At 66.3% G+C, this 16,388-nt stretch carries 12 protein-coding genes and 1 pseudogene; 7 read left to right on the forward strand and 6 right to left on the reverse strand.

The features are described from left to right. Positions 1-153 precede the first annotated feature (153 nt). Positions 154-2,337: a cytochrome c biogenesis protein CcsA gene (gene ccsA / locus AC2T4A_RS23280; protein WP_486743723.1), complete on the reverse strand. Its 2,184-nt coding sequence runs from the start codon at positions 2,335-2,337 to the stop codon at positions 154-156. Between the two features lie 490 nt (positions 2,338-2,827). Here ccsA and AC2T4A_RS23285 point away from each other — a divergent pair, with 490 nt between their 5' ends. Continuing rightward, on the forward strand, positions 2,828-4,501 hold the full coding sequence (locus AC2T4A_RS23285) for an MFS transporter (RefSeq protein ID WP_416746917.1): 1,674 nt from the start codon (positions 2,828-2,830) through the stop codon (positions 4,499-4,501). A gap of 411 nt (positions 4,502-4,912) precedes the next feature. Then, the gene (locus tag AC2T4A_RS23290) at positions 4,913-6,406 is read left to right on the forward strand and encodes an aldehyde dehydrogenase family protein (RefSeq protein ID WP_486741918.1); all 1,494 of its coding nucleotides are present in this window, start codon (positions 4,913-4,915) and stop codon (positions 6,404-6,406) included. A 237-nt stretch (positions 6,407-6,643) separates the two neighbouring features. Here AC2T4A_RS23290 and AC2T4A_RS23295 read toward each other — a convergent pair whose 3' ends face one another. After that, a complete protein-coding gene (locus AC2T4A_RS23295) occupies positions 6,644-7,303 on the reverse strand; it encodes a glutathione S-transferase family protein (RefSeq protein WP_478378435.1) in 660 nt (219 codons plus the stop codon). A 63-nt stretch (positions 7,304-7,366) separates the two neighbouring features. After that, positions 7,367-8,536 carry an MFS transporter gene (locus tag AC2T4A_RS23300; protein WP_486741919.1) on the reverse strand — a complete coding sequence of 390 codons (1,170 nt, stop codon included), beginning with the start codon at positions 8,534-8,536 and terminating at the stop codon, positions 7,367-7,369. Between the two features lie 118 nt (positions 8,537-8,654). On the opposite strand from AC2T4A_RS23300, the gene AC2T4A_RS23305 reads away from it, so the two are divergent. The 4 genes and pseudogenes from AC2T4A_RS23305 to AC2T4A_RS23320 all read left to right on the forward strand — a co-directional run. After that, a complete protein-coding gene (locus tag AC2T4A_RS23305) occupies positions 8,655-9,152 on the forward strand; it encodes a MarR family winged helix-turn-helix transcriptional regulator (protein ID WP_478378433.1) in 498 nt (165 codons plus the stop codon). Positions 9,153-9,435: 283 nt separating this feature from the next. Further along, positions 9,436-10,848: a GABA permease gene (gene gabP / locus AC2T4A_RS23310; RefSeq protein ID WP_486741920.1), complete on the forward strand. Its 1,413-nt coding sequence runs from the start codon at positions 9,436-9,438 to the stop codon at positions 10,846-10,848. A 63-nt stretch (positions 10,849-10,911) separates the two neighbouring features. Next, the gene (locus tag AC2T4A_RS23315) at positions 10,912-11,910 is read left to right on the forward strand and encodes a GlxA family transcriptional regulator (RefSeq protein WP_486743724.1); all 999 of its coding nucleotides are present in this window, start codon (positions 10,912-10,914) and stop codon (positions 11,908-11,910) included. 296 nt (positions 11,911-12,206) lie between these two features. Next, positions 12,207-12,350 (forward strand): annotated as a pseudogene (locus AC2T4A_RS23320) (hypothetical protein); the annotation flags it as partial. Between the two features lie 310 nt (positions 12,351-12,660). On the opposite strand, the gene AC2T4A_RS23325 reads toward AC2T4A_RS23320, so the two are convergent. Both AC2T4A_RS23325 and AC2T4A_RS23330 read right to left on the reverse strand, forming a co-directional pair. Then, positions 12,661-14,355, reverse strand: a complete 1,695-nt coding sequence (locus tag AC2T4A_RS23325; protein WP_416746907.1) for an amidase — start codon at positions 14,353-14,355, stop codon at positions 12,661-12,663. Positions 14,356-14,796: 441 nt separating this feature from the next. Then, a complete protein-coding gene (locus AC2T4A_RS23330) occupies positions 14,797-15,186 on the reverse strand; it encodes a hypothetical protein (protein ID WP_486741921.1) in 390 nt (129 codons plus the stop codon). Between the two features lie 218 nt (positions 15,187-15,404). Between AC2T4A_RS23330 and AC2T4A_RS23335 the strand changes: the two genes are divergently transcribed. Further along, positions 15,405-15,824 carry a transcriptional regulator gene (locus AC2T4A_RS23335; protein WP_478378429.1) on the forward strand — a complete coding sequence of 140 codons (420 nt, stop codon included), beginning with the start codon at positions 15,405-15,407 and terminating at the stop codon, positions 15,822-15,824. 4 nt (positions 15,825-15,828) lie between these two features. On the opposite strand, the gene AC2T4A_RS23340 is transcribed toward AC2T4A_RS23335, so the two are convergent. Continuing rightward, complete coding sequence (locus AC2T4A_RS23340; RefSeq protein WP_486741922.1) at positions 15,829-16,329, reverse strand: GNAT family N-acetyltransferase; 501 nt, start codon at positions 16,327-16,329, stop codon at positions 15,829-15,831. Between the last annotated feature and the right edge of the window lie 59 nt (positions 16,330-16,388).

Consider the following 16,388-nt stretch of genomic DNA (forward strand, 5'->3'; position numbering starts at 1 on the left):
GTCAGCAGATTCCAAGAGCGAGCTCTTGAAAGCAGTTTTGCAGGTTGTGTGCCACTCCTTTGCAAACCCCGCCGAATCAGGCCTTCGGCGGTATTTGCAGGCACGCCCGGTGGGTGCCACCGGGGTTGCGACGTCACATTTCGCGATTGCTGTCTAACTCTGAGACAGGGCCTGTGAGACACCCTGCGAAGCAGTATGGTCCTGCTTGCGCAAAGCGCCGCCCGCCGGCAGCAACAAGGCGCCGAACAGCATGGTCAGCAAGCCGACCCACACCAGCGAGAGGAACGGGAAACGGCGCACCACCACCACGCTCTCGATGTCGTCGCCCGGTTCCTTGAGCAGACGCGCCGAAGCCGGCACCCAGATCTGCAGATCACCGCTCCAGCCACGGACGATGAACGGATGCAGCACATAGCCGCGGTCCGAGGCGAAGCGCGCGTAGTGGTAGTCGAGGATTTCGCAGAGCTGGCGCACCGGTCCCTGGTAGGCCGGCGGGTTGCCCCGGCTGTCCTGGAACAGCGCGTGGCCGGCCAAGGTTCGCTCGCCATCGCGCAGCTCGACCTTGGCCACCGCGTGGTAGCCGGAGAAATCCGGGCGGCTGGAGTCCGGCGAGACGCGCATCTGCATGCCGCCGATCACCGCGTGCCACTGCTCGAAGGACGTGCCCGGCGGGATGCTGATCTGCTGGTAGCTGTTCAGCGCCGTGGCGGCCAATCCGCCCACCAGCGCGATCACCGCGCCGCCATGCACCAGCGCCAGCCCGCCGCTGTAGCGCAGGTTGCCCACCCGCCGGCTGCGCCACAGGCTCTGCACGCCCCACAGCAGGCAACTGAGCATCAGGAAGGCGCCGCCCAGCAGTGCCGCGTCCAGCCACGGCAGCACCCGCACGATGTTCTGCGAGAGCATGCCGTCGCCGTTGTAGCCGCCGCTCAGCCAGCCGCCGCGCCAGCCGGTCCAGAGCATCACAGCGGCCATCAATACAGTCGCCAGCAGCGCCAGCCGGGGGCGACCGCAACGGCGCAGGAAGCTGTAGCCGCCCATCAGGCCGAGTGCCGCCAGCAGCGGCACCACCGCGTTTGCCAAGCCGTAGCCGTTGACGTCCCACTGGTCGAAGGCGCGGCGCAGGCTGTCCATCTCGGCGGTGGTGGCCCAGGCGGTCAGGGTCTCGAAGAAGGGCTTCAGCTCGCTCGGCCGTTCCATTCCCAGCCATTCGTAGAGGTGCGCCTGGAGCAGCGCACCGAGGGCCAGCAAGCCGGTGCCGGCGAACAGGTAGATGGCGACGTCCAGCGTCCAGTCCGAGGCCCCGCGCCGCCGCCCTGCTCGCTTGCGCAAGCGCCACCCCGACAATAGATGGAACGCTGCAAAGGCCAGCAGGATGAATGCCAGAGCCAGATGGCTGAGCCAGGAGGTGGTGCCGATGTAGCGGTGCGAACTGGCGAGCACCGTGCTGCGGGTCACCGCCATGGCGCCGCAGGCCATGGCCGCCGCCAGCAGGCTGAGCACGGGCAGCATCCGTGCGTAGGAACCGTCCGCACGCCAGCGACGAGCACCGTGCAGCACCGCGCCGAGCAGCGCCCAGATGATGAACGCCGAGGTCTGCACCGGGTCCCAGTGCCACAACTGGCCGTAGGTGAAATCTTCCATGGCCCATGCCATGCCCACGCCAATACCGGCGCTGAGGACCAGCCAGGCGCGGCGGCTGTAGCGCGGCATCACCCAGCCATAGGCATGGCCGCCTCGTCCCAGCGCTTCCAGCGCGGCACCGGCCGGCGCCAGCACCCAGGCGTAGGCGCAGAGGATCAGCGGTGCATGCAGCGACATCCAGAAAGTCTGCAGGTGGGCGTTCATGCCCTGACTCGGCTGCGCCGCCAGCCAGTCCGCTGGCGTCGCGCTGAAGGGCCCGAGCCAGGCGGCCGTGGCGACGTACCAGGCGGCGATCAGCGCCATGCCGCGCCCTGCCCAGCCGGTCAGGGACGAACTCTTCAGGGCAATGGCCATGCAGAAGGTCGCCAGTAGCAGCACCGTACCTTCGTCACCGCCCCAGAGGTTGGAGAACTTCAGGTAGGCCGGCAGCGCCGCGCTGCTGTAGAGCCACGCATAACGCAGATCGAAGTGGTCGGCCACCAGGTGCAGCCCCAGGGCCAGGCAGGCGCCGCCGAGCGCGCCGAGGGCTACCGGCCAGGACAGCCCACGCCACTCACTCCGCACTGCGCCGAGCGCAATCAGGCCAGCCAGCCCCCAGAGCAAGGCATTGCCCGCACCGGGCAGCAGCCACAGCACAAGGCAGGTCAGCGCGGCGGCCAGCGGCCCCGCAATCCACGGCAACGACAGGTGCATCCTCTTCAAGCCAGGCCTCCTTGTGCAGCGCCGACGTGGCGCTGGGCGAAATCCCGAGCTCTTCACGTTGCGTGCCAGAGGGAAAAATCCTTGTGAAACAGTCGGCTGCGCTCAGGTGCCGAACCACCAGGCGTGGCAGATCGCGACAGCTGTAGCAGCCTGAGACAGCCCCAGCCGTTATAGACGATGGTCTAATTGCGCGCATTTCCAGCCAGGGAGTGGCAAACCTCGAGGCGCCAGCCAGACGCCTTGCGTCATCCAGCTTGTCCAGAACAGGTGCCAATCCGCGCCAGCCGGGGCTTTGCCGGTGGTCGCGAGTGGCCAGATGCGTGAGAACGATTATGCTTTCAGGTGACCTTGCGGCCTGCCGCAGGGCCGCCTGTATTCACGCATCGCGCAATCCGTACGACCTGTCATCAGCCCTGGGCTTGAGTGCGGTAACGGAAACTGAGGGACTCCGGCCCAAAACAACAACAAGACGGAGACGAACATGGCGCAGACATACAGCCCGGCCGCGGGCAACGCTCCTCACAGCGGAATCACCAAGGAGGAGCGCAAGGTCATCTTTGCCTCCTCCCTGGGTACGGTGTTCGAGTGGTACGACTTCTACCTCTACGGCTCCCTGGCGGCGATCATCGCCAAGCACTTCTTCGCCGGGGTCAATGAAACCACTGCCTTCATCTTCGCCCTGCTGGCCTTCGCCGCCGGCTTCGCGGTAAGGCCCTTCGGTGCCATCGTGTTCGGCCGCCTGGGCGACATGATCGGGCGCAAGCACACCTTCCTCATCACCATCATCATCATGGGCATCTCCACTGCCGTGGTCGGCCTGCTGCCCGCCTACGCCAGCATAGGCGTCGCCGCGCCGATCATCCTGATCACCCTGCGACTTCTGCAGGGCCTGGCACTGGGCGGCGAGTACGGCGGCGCGGCAACCTACGTCGCCGAGCACGCCCCCAAGGGCAAGCGTGGCTTCTTCACCTCGTGGATCCAGACCACTGCGACACTGGGGCTGTTCCTCTCACTGCTGGTGATCATGGCCTGCCGTACCGTGCTCGGCACCGAGGCGTTCGAAGCCTGGGGCTGGCGGATTCCGTTCCTGCTGTCGATCCTGCTGCTGATCATCTCGGTGTACATCCGCCTGCAGCTCTCCGAGTCGCCGGTATTCCTGAAGATGAAGGAAGAAGGCAAGGCGTCCAAGGCACCGCTGACCGAATCCTTCGGCCGCTGGGACAACCTCAAGGTGGTGATCATGTCGCTGCTCGGCGGCACTGCGGGGCAAGCCGTGGTCTGGTACACCGGGCAGTTCTACGCACTGTTCTTCCTGTTGCAGACGCTGAAGATCGACGCGCAGACCGCCAACCTGCTGATCGCCGGCTCGCTGCTGCTGGGGACACCGTTCTTCGTGTTCTTCGGCAGCCTGTCCGACCGCATCGGCCGCAAGAAGATCATCATGGCCGGCTGCATCCTCGCGGCGCTGACCTACTTCCCGATCTTCCACGGCCTGACCCAGTTCGGTAACCCGGACGTATTCGCCGCCCAGGAGAAGAACCCGGTAACCGTGGTCGCCGACCCGAACGCCTGCTCCTTCCAGTTCGACCCGGTGGGCAAGGCCAAATTCGTCAGCTCCTGCGACATGGCCAAGAGCCTGCTGGCCAAGCGCGCGATCCCCTACGAAAACCTCAAGGCCGAGACCGGCGCGATGGCCCAGGTGCACATCGGCGACAAGGTCATCGCCAGCTTCGAAGGGGCCGGCATGCCGGCGGCGGAGTTCAAGGTGCAGTCCGAAGTCTTCACCGCGCAGCTGGCCGCCTCGCTCAAGGAAGCCGGCTACCCCGAGAAGGCTGACCCTTCGAAGATCAACCACCTGATGATGCTGGTGCTGCTGACCATCCTGGTGATCTACGTGACCATGGTCTACGGGCCGATTGCCGCCTGGCTGGTGGAACTGTTCCCGACGCGCATCCGCTACACCTCGATGTCGCTGCCCTATCACATCGGCAACGGCTGGTTCGGCGGCTTCCTGCCCACCGTCGCCTTTGCCATGGTGGCGGCCACCGGGGACATCTACTACGGCCTCTGGTACCCCATCGTCATTGCGGTGATGACGGCGGTACTGGGCATCCTGTTCCTGCCGGAGACCAAGGATCGGGATATCAGCAACTGAAGTGTCGTACCAAACCGGAGAGCCCCTCTCCCCAGCCCTCTCCCTGAAGGGAGAGGGGGTTTCCGTGCCGTTCTGGCTGCCGTGGTTCCCAGCGCCTACGCGCTATCGCACCCCAGCGAAAGCAGCATGTCAGCAGGAAAGTACCGTGGCCACGCTTCGCGCCAGGCCAGTCCCCTCTCCCTTCAGGGAGAGGGTTAGGGAGAGGGCACGCCCTGCTCCGCCCCTCTCCACAAACACCCCTTACCGTCTCAGCCGCTGTCGCAATGTGCGACAGCGGCTTCCTTCCTTCGCCACTAAATAACCAATTAATTCGTTTAATTTCAATCAGTTAAATATACAACCCAGCCTTGGCACAGCCGTTGCGATGCTCCGCCTCAACGTTCCTGAAACAGACAACAAGAGGCCACCGCAATGCTCGCTTCCCTGCCCATCAAGCCCGAATCCCGCGCCTTCCTGCAGCGCGCGCCGAAGATGCTCATCGGCGCGGACTGGACCTCCGCCAGCGACGGCGCCCTGATGGACCTGCGCAACCCGGCCACCGGCGAAGTGCTCTGCCAGGTACCCGCCGGCACCGCCGCCGATGTCGACCGCGCCGTGCGCGCCGCGCGCCAGGCCTTCGATGACTCCGCCTGGAGCCGCACCCGCCCGCGTGAGCGGCAGAACCTGCTGTGGAAGCTCGCCGACCTGATGGAGCGCGACGCCGACCTGCTGGCCGAACTGGAGTGCCTGAACAACGGCAAGAGCGCCGCCGTCGCCCGCGTGATGGACGTGCAACTGGCTATCGACTTCCTGCGCTACATGGCCGGCTACGCCACCAAGATCGAAGGCACCACGGTGGACGTGTCCATGCCGCTGATGCCCGATGGCGAATTCCACGGCTACATCCGCCGCGAAGCCATCGGCGTGGTGGGCGCCATCGTCGCCTGGAACTTCCCCCTGCTGCTGGCCTGCTGGAAGCTCGGCCCGGCACTGGCCACCGGTTGCAGCGTGGTGTTGAAGCCCGCCGACGAAACCCCGCTATCCGCACTGAAACTCGCCGAGTTGGTGCTCGAAGCAGGCTACCCGGCCGGCGTGTTCAACGTCGTCACGGGCGCCGGCATCACCGCCGGCGCCGCCCTCTCCCATCATCCGCTGGTGGACAAGCTGACCTTCACCGGCTCGACCCCGGTGGGCAAGGAAATCGGCAAGGCGGCCATGGACAATATGACCCGCGTGACCCTGGAGCTGGGCGGCAAGTCGCCGACCATCGTCATGGCCGACGCGGACCTGGCCACCGCCGCCGCCGGCGCCGCACAGGCGATCTTCTTCAACCAGGGCCAGGTCTGCTGCGCCGGTTCGCGCCTGTACGTGCAGCGCAAGCACTTCGACAACGTGATCGCCGACATCTCCGGCATCGCCAATGGCATGAAGCTGGGCAACGGCCTGGACCCGAGCATCGACATGGGCCCGCTGATCTCCGCCAAACAGCAGAAGCGCGTGTTCGACTACATCGAACTGGGCCGCGACAAGGGCGCCACCATCGCCTGCGGTGGCGAGCAGTTCGGCCCCGGCTACTTCGTCAAACCCACGGTGATCGTCGACGTCGACCAGAAGAACCCGCTGGTGCAGGAAGAAATCTTCGGTCCGGTACTGGTCGCCATGCCCTTCGACGACATCGAGGACGCCCTGCGCCTGGCCAACGACAGCCCCTACGGCCTGGGCGCGAGCATCTGGTCCAACGACCTGGCGGCGGTGCACCGCATGGTGCCGCGCATCAAGTCCGGCTCGGTGTGGGTCAACTGCCACAGCGCACTGGACCCGGCGCTGCCCTTTGGCGGCTTCAAGATGTCCGGCGTGGGCCGCGAGATGGGCGCCGCCGCCATCGAGCACTACACCGAGCTGAAATCGGTGCTGATCCGGCTGTAACTCAACCTTGTCTACCTCGCCCGCGCATCCCCTGCGCGGGTCTTGCATCCCTCGCTCACGGCAGTGCGCGGGGGATTTTTTTTGTGCCGGCTTCCAGAAGCCTGCGCAGTAGCCGAACCGAGGGCCCCCTGTAGGAGCGAGCTTGCTCGCGAACCGCCCAGCATCCAGGTCGCCGGTAAATCTGTTCGCGAGCAAGCTCGCTCCTACAAAAGCAGGCGGCACTGGCTCTGGGGAAACTCAATCCCGATCCGGCGCCCCCAGCGGGAACAGCGGTCGGTGCGGCCTTGCCTCCTCCACCGCACGGGCGAACGAAGGACGCGCCAGCAGGCGGGAGCGATAGGCGCGCAGGGTCGGATACTGGTCGCCAATGGGGTGGGTCCAGTCGGCATAGAACAGCGATGGCGCGGCGGCACAGTCGGCAAGGCTGAAGCTGTCCCCCGCCGCCCAGGCGCGGCCGGCCAACTCTTCTTCCAGCCAGGCATAGGCCAGTTCGAGCTTGCTCACCGCATGGGCCAGCCCTTCCGCACGCTTGGTCGCCTCGCCGCTCATGGCGCCCAGCACGGCGTGCTGTACCGGGGTCATCACGTGCCAGTCGAAGAAACGGTCGAGGAAGCGCACATCCAAAGCCTTCAGCGGATCGTCCGGCAACAGGCGCACCGGGCCAGGGTGCTTCAGGTGCAGGTACTCGATGACGATGCTGGTCTCGGCGACGCTGTGTGCGCCGTCCAGCAACACCGGGAATTTTGCCAGCGGCCACAGGCGCAGCCAGTGCGCGCCATTTTCCGGCTCATCCGGGCCGAGGCCGCGAAACTCGAAGGGCGTGGCGTTCTCGTAGAGGGCGATCAGCACCTTCTGCGTGTAGGAGGAAAACGGATGGCCGAACAGGACGAGGGACATGGCGGGTCACCTGGGCAGACGAAAGTACTCAGCCTAGACCCGAATGACCGCGCCATGGATTTCTCAGCAGACCTGCACCTCACCTGCCGACGGGCGCGGCGGTGCGAAGCGGCTGGCAAGGACAAGCATCACCAGGCAGACCAGCGCCATGCCGATCCAGGCCGGTGCCAGGCTGGCCATGGATTGTCGCGCCAGCCCCGCCAGCAGCGGGAACAGCGCCGCGATCAGGTAGCCCACGCCCTGCACGAACCCCACCAGTGCACCGGCTTCGGCGGGGCTGCGGGCGCGATCCATGGCGACGATCAGCGACAGCGGGAACAGCGCGCCGATGCCCAACCCGAGCCCGATCATGGCTACCAGTACCAGCTGCTGCGGCCAGAGCACTAGCACGATCAGGCCGCCGAGCAGCAACGCGATCGCCAGCAGCAACGCCGGGCGACGGTCCGGCAGTCGGTCGATGAAGGCGGACACCAGCAAGCCGGCGACTACCTCGGTCAACGTCAGCCCGCCAAGCAAGGCGCCTGCCTGGGCCGGCGTCCACCCCAGGGAGGTGTAGTACGGCGGCAACCAGGCCAGCACCAGCACGTAGGCGCCCGTGCCCAGGCCGAAGAACAGCGCCAGCCAGGCCCCGCGCCGGGCGATACCAGAAAAGGCCGGTGCTGCCGAACTGGCGGGCGCCTCGCCCTTCGCGGCTCGCATCCAGACCGGCAGCGCCAATACGGCAGCCAGCGCCCAGAACGCCAGCGCTGGCAACTCGCCCCAGGCTTTCGCCAGCCACGGCGAAGCCACACTGGCCAGCACCGCCCCGCCCATGATCGCCGTGGAATAGGCGCCCATCGCCCCGCCGACCCGCGCGCCGAAGCGCTGGCGAATGAACACCGGCAGCAGCGCCTGGCAGGCGGCGATACCCAGGCCGGCGAGCACCGCGCCTCCCAGCAGGCCGACCTGCCCGGGCAGCAGACGCAGCGCGCAGGCCAGGGCGATCAGCACCAGTCCGAGGGCCACACCACGACGCACGCCGAAGTGGCGCAACAGCTGCGCGGCACCCAGCGCCCCAAGGCCCATCAGCAGCACCGGCAGACTGGTGAGCAGGCTGGCAAGGCTGTCGGACAGCTTTGCGGACGCCTGCAGCGCATCCAGCAGCGGACCGATGGAGGCCAGCGCCGGGCGCAGGTTGAGGCCGGCCAATACGACCGCCAGCAGGCAGGCGGCCAGGGAAATGCTTCGGGACATGGGACGCATCCTTTCAGTGGGGCGCCGACACTTGATCCAAGCGGCGGCACAGGCGAATATCTCTACATCAAGACAAATCCAATGTATCTCGACATCAAGATAAAAAGGAAGCCCCCCCATGGACAGAGCCGCGTTCGCCGTCGAGCAATGGCGCCAGCAACTGCCCGAGCTGGATACCGACGGCATGCTCCTGCTCGGCCGGCTCGGCGAGGCCGCACAACTGATCGCCCGCGACCACCTCAACCCACTGTTCGCCGAGTACGGCCTGCAGCCGGGCGAGTTCGACGTGCTCGCCACCCTGCGCCGCAGCGGCCCGCCCTTCCGCCTCACGCCCACGGTGCTTTACGAGGCGGCGATGATTTCCTCCGGCAGCATGACCAATCGCCTTGACCGCCTGGAGAAACAGGGCCTGGTGCAGCGCATGCCCAACCCCGAGGACGGCCGAGGCTCGCTGGTCGGGCTGAGCGAAGCGGGCCTGGCGCTGATCGACGAAGCCGTCGGCGCCCACGCGGATAACCAGCGCCGGGTGCTCTCCGGCCTGAGTTCGGCTGAGCAGAAAAAGCTCACCGGCCTGCTGGAAAAACTCCTCGCCAGCCTGCCCGACGCCCACGGTTAAGCGAGCGCCCGCCGGCTTCGGCGGCGGGCCTTCGCGCACAGGAACCATGGTTCCAGAGCGGCCGGTGGCCACTACTCCGGCTGCCGCCGATGTCGTTTTTGGTCATGCCCGCGGCGATTTCGAGCAACTCGCCACCCACCCACTGCCTTAGCTTGAGCCCCGCGTGAAGCGCATTGCCGCCACGCGGACTCCCCGCCTCGCCTTGCGCACCAGCGGCTGCGGGAAGCTGCGCCGGCTACGCGTCATCGCGCCCTACATAACAATTTCAATAAAAGGCCGACAGATGAGTGCTCCCAGTGCAAAAGGCGCCAATGGCGATCTGGTGCAGGGCTTCAAGCCCCGCCATGTAACCATGCTCTCCATCGCGGGCATCATCGGCGCAGGACTGTTCGTCGGCTCCGGTCACGCGATCGCCGCCGCCGGCCCCGCCGCCATCGTCGCCTACGCCCTCTCCGGGCTGCTGGTGGTGCTGGTGATGCGCATGCTCGGCGAGATGGCCGTGGCCAGCCCTGACACCGGCTCCTTCTCCGCCTACGCCGACCAGGCCATCGGCCGCTGGGCCGGGTTCACCATCGGCTGGCTGTACTGGTGGTTCTGGGTGCTGGTCATCCCCATCGAAGCCATCGCCGCCGGGGTCATCCTCAACAACTGGTTCCCCCAGGTCGAGACCTGGGTGTTCGCCCTGTCGATGACCCTGCTACTCACCATCACCAACCTGTTCAGCGTGGCCAAGTACGGCGAATTCGAGTTCTGGTTCGCCATGCTCAAGGTGGTCGCCATCGTCGCCTTCATCGGCCTCGGCGCGGCGGCGCTGCTGGGCTTGCTGCCGGGGCGCGAGGTCAGCGGCCTGCACAAGCTGATGGGCGAGCATGGCGGCTTCATGCCCAACGGCTGGACGGCGATCTTCAGCGCACTGATCACCACCCTGTTCAGCTTCATCGGCACCGAGGCGGTGACCATCGCCGCCGCCGAATCCAGCGATCCCAGTCGCAACATCGCCAAGGCCACACGCTCGGTGATCTGGCGTATCAGCGTGTTCTACCTGCTGTCGATCCTGGTGATCATCTCGGTGGTGCCATGGAACGACCCGCGCCTGGTGGAGATCGGCTCCTACCAGCGCACCCTGGAGCTGCTGAACATCCCCAACGCACAACTGCTGATGGACCTGGTGGTGCTGGTCGCAGTGGCCAGTTGCCTGAACTCCTCGGTGTACATCGCCTCGCGGATGATCTATTCGCTCAGCCGCCGCCATGACGCGCCGGCCTTCATCCAGCGTACCTCCGCCGCAGGCGTGCCGCGCGCGGCGGTGATCGCCAGCACGTTGATCGGCATGTTCACCACCCTGTTGAATTTCTTTGCGCCCGGCCGACTGTTCGAGTTCCTGCTGGCCAGCTCCGGCTCCATCGCCCTGCTCGTCTACCTCGCCATCGCCGTGTCGCAGCTGCGCATGCGCGGCATCCTGCGCCGACGCAACCACGAACTGGTGTTCCGTATGTGGCTGTTCCCCTGGCTGACCTGGCTGGTGATCGGGATCATCAGCTTCATCCTGGTGGTGATGTTCATCATGCCGACGCACCGCATCGAGGTGAGTTCGACCCTGGCGCTGACGGTGATCATCATCCTGCTCAGCCAGACCAGCCGGCGCACGTCGCCCCACACCCGGGCCACCATCGGCCGCAGCGCCGTACGCGGCTGAACCGCACGCCCACATACGCAGACGAGGTGCCGATTGGTCGAACGCCGCCAGTTCAGTGGGGCCATGCAGGGTCGCAACCTGCGCTACCTCGACAGCGAACCCAGGCAGCCCATCCGCCCCGAGCGGGTGGGCTTCCTGCTGCTTGAACACTTCTCCCTCCCCGCCTTCACCCAGGCGCTGGATACGCTGGTCACCGCCAACCTGATCCGCGCGCAGACCTTCGTCACGCAGACTTTCAGCCTCGACGGCGAGTCGGTCACCAGCGACCTTGGCCTGGTGATCTGTCCCGGCGAGACGCTGACCTCGGCGCAGCTCGCCGAGCTGGACCTGCTGGTGATCTGCGGCGGCCTGCGCACGCCGCTGCGCTCGATCCCCGAGCTGACGCGCCTGCTGCAGATCGCCGCCGACAAGGGCATCGCCCTCGCCGGCCTGTGGAACGGCGCCTGGTTCCTCGGCCAGGCCGGCCTGCTGGACGGCTATCGCTGCGCGATCCACCCGGAGAACCGCGCGGCGCTGGCGGAGATCGCCCGCCACAGCGACGTCACCAGCGAGAGCTACCAGGCCGACCGCGACCGCCTCACCGCCGCCAGCCCCACCGGCGCCTTCAACCTGGTCTTGGAATGGATCAACGCGCGCCACGGCCGCGAGCTGGTGGATGCCATCGTCGACATCCTCGCCTTCGAGGAATCACGCTTCCGCCGCACCCGCCCGGCGCTGCACGAAAAGCTCAGCGAACCGCTGCGCGAAGCGATCAACCTGATGAGCGCGAACATCGAGGAACCACTGAGCCAGGACCAGCTGTCGAGCTATGTCGGGCGCTCCAAGCGACAGATCGAACGGCTGTTCCAGGAGCAACTGGGGACCACGCCGGTGCGCTATTACCTGGAGCTGCGCATCACCGAAAGCCGCCGCCTGCTGCAGCACTCCAGCCTGCCGATGTACGAAGTGGGATTGGCCTGCGGCTTCGTCTCGCCCAGCCACTTCAGCAAGTGCTACACGTCGTTCTACGGCTACTCGCCGTCCAAGGAGGCACGCTACGGCAACGTGAAGTCGGCGAAGTGAGCGCGGCTCCCGTAGGAGCGGAGCTTCTCCGCGATGCTCTTCCGCGAAGCGAACCTTCGCGGACAAGGTCCGCTCCTACCAAGGCGAATCGGCGCGCCCTTTGCGCGATCGGGACCAGGCGCAGCGTCCCGTCTCCACGGTGAACGCCGGCATCGAATCGGTTCGCGAGCAAGCTCGCTCCTACAAAGAGCGGGACCGCCGCACCCTGTAGGAGCGAGCTTGCTCGCGAACCCTGGCCCATCAACACGCCAGCAAACGTCGCACTTACCGCTTCTGGCAATAAAAACCGCGCCCCGATGTACGAAGCAGGATTGGCCTGCGGCTTCGTCTCGCCCAGCCATTTGAGCAAGTGCTACACGTCGTTCTACGGCTACACGTCGTTCTACGGCTACTCGCCGTCCAAGGAGGCACGCTACGGCAACGTGAAGTCGGCGAAGTGAGCGCGGCTCCCGTAGGAGCGGAGCTTCTCCGCGAAGCGAACCTTCGCGGACAAGGTCCGCTCCTACGAAGGCGAATCGGCGCACCCTTTGCGCGATCGGGGCCAGGCGCAGCGTCCCGTCTCCACGGTGAACACCGGCATCGAATCGGTTCGCGAGCAAGCTCGCTCCTACAAAGAGCGAGACCGCCACACCCTGTAGGAGCGAGCTTGCTCGCGAACCCTGGCACCGCCCCTGACAACGCGCGCCCCTCACTTCGCGTGCATAAAAAAACCGCGCCCAGGGGCGCGGTTTCTCATCGGACCGGAGCCGATCAGCCCAGCGGTGGTGTGCTCGGAGGCACCAGGCGCTTGGAGCCGGTGGCCTCGAAGGCCGCGGCGAAGGTCAGCAGCGCGGAGTCGTCATATGCGCGACCGGCGAAGGTCAGGCCCACCGGCATGCCGATGTCGGCCATCACGCCCATGGGCACGGTGACGGTCGGCACGCCCAGGTGACGGATCGCCAGGTTGCCGTTGGCAACCCAGATGCCGTTGCTCCAGGCGATGTCGGCCGATTCCGGATTGACGTCGGCGTCCGCCGGGCCGACGTCGGCCACGGTGGGGAACAGCACGGCGTCCAGCTTCAGGCCGTCCATCCAGTCTTCCAGGTCGAGCTTGCGGGTCTTCTCCAGGCCACGCAGGCCATCGGGCAGGCTCTCGATCTGATCCCAGGTCTTCAGGCCGCGCTTGGCCATGTTGACGTACTCGTCCATGCCGGCGACCAGGTCGTCCTCACGGTTGGGCAAGGTGCCCGGATCGTGCGGGAAGATCTGCGGACCATCGACGTCGGCCAGCTTGTTCAGCTTGGGGTCGCCGTTGGCGCGCAGGAAGTCGTCGAAGCCCCAGCCGGACAGCTCCCACAGTTCGTCATGCAGGAACTCCTGGCTGACGAAGCCACGGTTGTAAACGGTCGGTGCGCCCGGGCGGTCGCCCTCGCAGTTGGAAACCAGCGGGAAGTCCACTTCGACGACTTCGGCGCCGGCGGCTTCCAGGGCCTTGCGGGCCTGTTCCCAGAGGTCGATCACCGAGGCGCGGGTGTTGATGCGCTGGCCGGTCGGGCCGCCGATGCCGGGCTTCTCGCTGGTGCCGGCCAGCTCGTCCTTGTTGATGAACATGCGCGGCACGCCCAGGCGCTTGCCTTTGAGCGCTTCGGGGCCGGCGGCGAGGTCCAGGTAGGACGCCGGGCGCACTTCGGAAACGGCAGGGATCGGCACCCACGGCTGCAGGCGCCAGAGGTCGCCGCGCTTGTCGGTGTCTTCGGCCACGACTACGTCGAGCACTTCCAGCAGATCAGCCATGGTGCGCGCGTAGGGCACCACCACGTCCATGGTCGGGGTCAGCGGCCAGTTGCCGCGCACCGAGATCACGCCACGGGACGGGGTGTAGGCGCACAGGCCGTTGTTCGAGGCCGGGCCACGACCGCTGGACCAGGTTTCTTCCGCCAGGCCGAAGGCCGAGAAGCTCGCGGCGGTCGCAGTGCCGGCACCGTTGGAGGAGCCCGAGGCGAACGGCGCAGTGAGGAACTTGCGGTTGTACGGGCTTTCCGCACGGCCGTACACGCCGCGCTGCATGCCACCGTTGGCCATCGGCGGCATGTTGGTCTTGCCCAGGCAGATGGCGCCCCCGGCGCGCAGGCGCTCGACCGTGAAGGCGTCGCGGTAGGCGACCAGATCCTTGAAGGCCGGGCTGCCGGAGGCGGCGGTCAGGCCCTTCACCAGGTAGCTGTCCTTGGCGGTATAGGGGATGCCGTCCAGCGGGCCGAGGGTCTCGCCTCGGGCGCGGCGAGCGTCGGAGGCTTCGGCTTCCTTCAGGGCCTCGGTGTTGCGCACGACCACGGCGTTGAGCTTGGTCGGGCCATCGTAGGCGTCGATGCGCGCGAGGTAGGCCTTGACCAGTTCGACCGCGGTGGTGCGGCCCGACTCCAGGGCTTCACGCAGCTGCGCAATGGAAACTTCGGTTACCTCGATCATGCTTTCACCGTCGGCTGAAGGTTGGTGGGAAGGGGCAGGTCTGCGTCGCGACGGACCCAGACGGCGCAAGTCGGAAAATGCGTGTTCATCTCGATTCTCTTGTACTTCTGTTACGCGACGGGAGTGAGTGTACCGTCGGCCGGCGGCATCGTTCAGCGCCCGGCGGACAAGCCGGGTGCGCCGCTTCGAGCAATGAAAGGCGAATACAGCCGCCAGGGCGCACACACTGGCATGCCCGATCAGAATACACAACAGTCGTAAATTAAAAAAAACGCCCACCGAGAGGGGGCTCGGCGGGCGAGATGCGGGCACTGGGGGAAGCGCCCTTGGAGAGTCAATCAGCGAAAGCCCGGAGGCAGACGCTGGCGCAGGCTACTCGCCGCCTGCCGGCGCTGGGCAGGTCGCTGGGGGGAGCGACCCGCTCGAAGACGTATCAGATCATCAACTGTGCTGCGCGCACTGGTAGGCGGCGTCCAGCAACTCGCCCTTGTCCTGCCAGGCGGTGCGCTGGTAGGCGCTGAAGTGGTTGCCGCCGGCGATCGGGGTCACCTCGACGATGCCACTGGCCTGCCTGGGGTCGGCGCTGCCGGTGAGCAGCTGACGGGTACTGCCGCTGTCGCTGACGTAGGTGGCGGTGCCGGGGGTAAGCCTGCCGTCGACACAGTTCAGGTAAGCGCCGCTGTCCTGGGCGGTAGTGCCGCCAAGACTGTCCCAGCTCAGCCGGGTTTCGGAGGTCGCCGCGCAACCGGTCAGGCTGGCAACGACCAGCAACAGCGGACCGAGGGCGATGCGGGCAGCCAGGCGATTGGGTGTGGGGCGCGGAGTGTTCATCGATTCTGTCCCTTGCTCGGTTCAACAAGCTCTTGGGACACATAGTCAGCCGCGCCCGCCCCGCGCACCACTCGATTGCATCGATAGTGAATCTCGACGTCATTGATGGTTGCGCGGCGACGAGCCTGCGCACCGCTGCGCAGGAAGTTCGAACCCTGCGCACGGCTCCGGGTCGCACATCAGGAAGCCCCTGCCTTCTCAACCCCGGAGGACACGCCATGAGCTACGACTGGGATCTGATCGAACGCCTGCTGCTGCGTGCGCAAGCTTGCGCCAACGAACCCTACAAGGCCCGCGAGTGCGGCGAGGAAGTGGCCGAGCAGCACCGCTTGCAGGGTGAGCCAGTAGAAGGCAGCGTCGATCACCTGAAGAAGGTCGCCGGCGACCTGGAAGGCGACTTGTTCGCCAACGGCTATATCCAGGAACGCCCGCGCGAACACGGCGGCACCGGCAATAACTTCGAACTCACCGAGCGCGGCACCGAACTGCTCACGCTGATCAGCCGCAGCTTCCCGGACCACCTGGTGTTCCGCCAATTGCTCGATGAGCAGGGCGAAGCCGCGCTGCTGCCGGAGACCTTCGACCAACTGGCCGAACGCGCCACCCGCGACCGGGTGGACGACAAACCCGAGCGCTGAGCGATCAGGCGGCAGGCAATTCCATGACCATCTCATGCCACGCCATGCCGCCGTGGTCGGACGCCGACGGTTTCACATAGCGATAACCCATGCGCTCGTAGAGCGGGACGTGGCGGTCCTTGCACATCAGGTGAATGGTGCGTTTGCCCAGGCGGGTCATGCGCTCGATGAAGGTGCGCATCAGCACCGAGGCGAAACCCCTGCCCTGCTGTGCGGGGTCGATCACCACCGACATGATCACCACGTTGGGCGCCGCCGGATCGTGGCCGATGAGTTCCTTGAACGCCTCGTCGGACATCACCACGTCGAACGCGCAGCCGCTGTTGATGAAGCCGATGATCTCGCCGCCCAACTCCATGATCAGGAAGCCTTCGGGGTACTGCGCGATACGCGTGGCGATTTTCTCCCGCGTGGCCGCTTCGTCACCTTCGTAGGCGGTGATCTCGATGTCGAAGCAGCGGTCGGTGTCGGCGGACGTGGCGGTGCGGAAGGTCGGAGCAGTCATGGGGAAATCCTGGCAGGGCAAAACAGGACGGCATGGTAATGAAACGCGCCTGTCCCGTC

It is taken from the genome of Pseudomonas sp. PVC-3-1 (genome assembly GCF_057444315.1).